This window comes from Synechococcus sp. WC101 (assembly GCF_047461555.1).
GTDB lineage: Bacteria > Cyanobacteriota > Cyanobacteriia > Thermostichales > Thermostichaceae > Thermostichus.
In genome coordinates this window covers 1-3272 of sequence record NZ_JANSHG010000206.1, presented here as the reverse complement: position 1 = coordinate 3272, position 3272 = coordinate 1, and the positions used below count along the sequence as shown (strand labels likewise).

At 61.6% G+C, this 3272-nt stretch carries 4 protein-coding genes; 3 read left to right on the top strand and 1 reads right to left on the bottom strand.

All coding sequences use genetic code 11. The features are described 5' to 3' along the window. Positions 1 to 105: 105 nt before the first annotated feature. Together NW809_RS11480 and lipA are read left to right on the top strand one after the other, a co-directional pair. Positions 106 to 603, top strand: coding sequence for a DUF4079 domain-containing protein (locus NW809_RS11480; protein ID WP_011429606.1), 498 nt, complete (start codon positions 106 to 108; stop codon positions 601 to 603). Positions 604 to 681: 78 nt separating this feature from the next. After that, complete coding sequence (lipA, locus tag NW809_RS11475; RefSeq protein WP_011429607.1) at positions 682 to 1554, top strand: lipoyl synthase; 873 nt, start codon at positions 682 to 684, stop codon at positions 1552 to 1554. Here lipA and NW809_RS11470 read toward each other — a convergent pair. Continuing rightward, on the bottom strand, positions 1551 to 2765 hold the full coding sequence (locus NW809_RS11470; RefSeq protein WP_414402189.1) for an Era-like GTP-binding protein: 1215 nt from the start codon (positions 2763 to 2765) through the stop codon (positions 1551 to 1553). The two genes, lipA and NW809_RS11470, sit on opposite strands and share 4 nt — an antisense overlap. Before the next feature lie 169 nt (positions 2766 to 2934). Between NW809_RS11470 and NW809_RS11465 the strand changes: the two genes are divergently transcribed. Then, the gene (locus NW809_RS11465; RefSeq protein WP_414402188.1) at positions 2935 to 3084 is read left to right on the top strand and encodes a hypothetical protein; all 150 of its coding nucleotides are present in this window, start codon (positions 2935 to 2937) and stop codon (positions 3082 to 3084) included. Positions 3085 to 3272 lie beyond the last annotated feature (188 nt).

The window sequence follows — 3272 nt, the reverse complement described above, 5'->3', positions numbered from 1 at the left end:
AGATAGGGCTCCCACTCCCGGAGTCCACACGCGCCCGTGCCGCGACAGAAGTTTTTTAAATTTGTGTTAATTTAGGGGCAGCCTCCTCTTCGTTGCGCAATCCCTATGAACAGCATTCAACTTCCCCAATGGCTGAAGCTGGCTTTGCCCTTCTTTCACCCTGTGCTGATGATTTTCGCCTTTGCCCTAGCTCTCTACGCTCTTTACCTGGGCCTGCAGGTGCGACGGCTGCGCACTGCTTCTGCACAAGAGCGCAAAGAACTCGTCAAGGGTAAGTTTGGCCAGCGGCACTTTCTTGCGGGATCCCTGTTCTTGCTGTTGATGGTGTTCGGGGCCCTGGGCGGCATGGGGGTGACCTACCTCAACAACGGCAAGCTGTTTGTTGGCCCCCACTTGCTGGCGGGATTGGGCATTGTGGCCTTGGTGGCTAGCTCTGCGGCTTTGGCGCCCCTGATGAAGGATGGCCAAAAGGCCTGGGCTCGCAATGTCCACCTCCTGCTGAATTTGGTGATTTTGGGGATCCTGGGCTGGCAGGCGGCGACTGGCTTTCAAATTGTGCAGCGCATCGTCAACCAGATGCTAACCTCTCCTCAGGTGGCCTAGCCCTTTTCCGGCCAAGGGCGATCGATCTGGAAGGCGTCCATGCCACAATGGACGCTATCTCTTCTTTCTCGTCCTCCCATGCCTGTTAGCTCTCTTCCCAGTTGGGTCAAGCGCTCTATCGGCAAGGCCAGCGATATCTCGGCAGTGCAGCAGGTGATCAAGCAGCGGGGCCTGCACACCATCTGCGAAGAGGGGCGCTGTCCCAATCGGGCCGAATGCTACAGCCAAAAGACTGCCACCTTCCTGCTGATGGGCGGGATCTGTACCCGCGCCTGTTCCTTTTGTCAGGTGGCTAGCGGGCGGCCCGCGCCGTTGGATCCGCAGGAGCCGGAAAAGGTGGCTGAGGCCGTTGAGCTGCTGGGGCTCCGCTATGTGGTGCTCACCTCGGTAGCTCGCGACGACCTGCCCGACCAGGGATCCGGCCGCTTCGTGGAGGTGATGGAAGCGATTCGGCGGCGCTGCCCTGGGATCCAGATCGAGGTGCTCACCCCCGATTTTCGCGGGGAGCGCGACTGCATTGCCCGTGTGGTGGCGGCCCGACCGACCTGCTACAACCACAACATCGAAACGGTGCGCCGGCTGTCGCAGGCGGTGCGGCGCAGCTCTGGCTACGACCTGTCGTTGCGGGTTTTGCGAACGGTGAAGGAGCTGGATCCCGGCCTGCCCACCAAGTCCGGCCTGATGCTGGGGCACGGCGAGACCCGCGCAGAAGTGCTGGAAACCTTTCGAGATCTGCTGGCGGTAGGCTGTGACCGGCTCACCCTGGGGCAGTATCTGCAGCCTTCCCTGGCCCATCGCCCGGTGCAGCGCTACTGGACGCCGGAGGAGTTTGTCGAGCTGGGCCAGATTGCCCTCCAGATGGGGTTTCGCCAGGTGCGCTCTGGGCCCCTGGTGCGCAGCTCCTACCACGCCGCCGAAATGGCTCAGGATGGCCGGGAAGAGGAACCCTAGGCCTTTTCAGCCAGCTCTTGGCTGCTGATGAGATCCCGCAAGAGGGCCCCTAGGCCGAACCCCTCTGGGGCAAACCGGAGCAACACCCGTGGCGCCAGGGATCCCAAGCGGTACAAACTCGCCCCCGCCACCAGACCCGGCAAGAGGCTGTTGCTCCAGCCTCCCCACAGCCAAGAGCTCACCCCCTCGGCCAAAAGCAGCAGCGCCCCATTGAGCAGCAGCAGTCGCCACAGCCCCTCCTGGGCGGATCCCAGCGCCTCCCCTAAGGATCCCCAGGGCAGGCGCAGCCGCATTCCCAGGCCCAACAGCCACAGCCCATCCAGTAGCGGCGCCAACAGCAGATCTAGCCCCAGTGGCGCCAAGCCCACCGCGATCCCCTTGCCGAGGGCGCAGGCCGTGCCCCATTGCTCGACAAAGCGGGCGTGGTGCTGCCACTGCTTTTGCCAGAGCTGGGCCTGGAGGTGCTCCAGCCGCTTCAGCACATTGAGGGCCAAGAGGGATCCCGCCTCTGCCTGCAAAATTTCCACAATGCGCCCTCGCAGGGCCTCGATCTGGGGTGCGGGCCGCTCCCATTCCAAGGTGATGCGGCCATCTGGCCAGTGGGTGCGCACCTTAGTGGGCTTGGGACGGGCGGCCACCGTCAAGATCTCCTGCGGCAACACCCAGCCCAAGTGGCGGCTGATCTGGGCGCGAATGGCCTGCAACTCGGCTTCCGAATAGAGATCGCACTTGTTCAACACCAGCAGGATGGGCTTGTGCAGGGTGCGCAGCTCCAACAGAGCCTGGTACTCCAACTGGGTCAGGTCTGCGGCGATGACAAACAGGATCAAGTCGGCGGCGCGGGCCACCTTCCAGGCCAACTGTTCGCGGGCTTCTCCGTTGATCTCGTTCAAGCCGGGCGTATCGATGAACCGTACCTGCCAAGGGATCCCCGGCCCCGGCTGCCACAGCAGCGATTGCGGCTGTTGCGTCACCCCGTTGAGGGGCCCTACCTCCAAGCGGGCCTCGCCGGTCAGGGCGTTCAAGACAGCCGACTTGCCGCGGTTGACCAGACCAAACACCGCAATGGAAAACACCCGAGTGACAAGACGCTTGCGCAGAGTGGATAAAGCTTTGAACTCCGGCTGCAGATCCTGACGGCTGGCCAGAGCTTGCCAGTGATCCCAGCAACGCTGAAAAACGGTTTCGGCTTGAGTTAGAGGAGTGGTCATCGACAACAAAAATGGCCTAACCCCCACTCTAAAAGGAATTGGTCCCCATAGCCACGCTGGTATTCCCCCCTAGCGTGGGGAAGTCCGCCGGGATCCGAAGCTCACAGAATGGGGCATGATCACCTTGGGGCATTGGCGCTCCTAAGTTAGGATCCCATCGACTGTTGCTATGCTGTACCGCCTCCCCAACTCCCTCCGCTGGCTCCGCCTTGGCGGATCCCATCGCTCCAAACAAGAGCGTCAAATTGTGCGCAGCCTGCTGGCCTTTGCAGGTGCCCTCCTGGTCGTGGATATCGTGCTCCTGAGCCTCCTTTACTAGTCCGATGGCATTTCCACGCTTGTCGGGAAAAAGCGCTATCATGGAGATCCATTGGTCAAGCTCCGTTGATGGCTCTGTAACTCCTACGAGGCAGGTCGGATGGATTGGGTAGAAAAAGTTCTCGAAAAGATCCGCGAATGGGTGGAACGTGTGATTGATACTCTTCTGGGAAGTCCTCAGCCCCAACC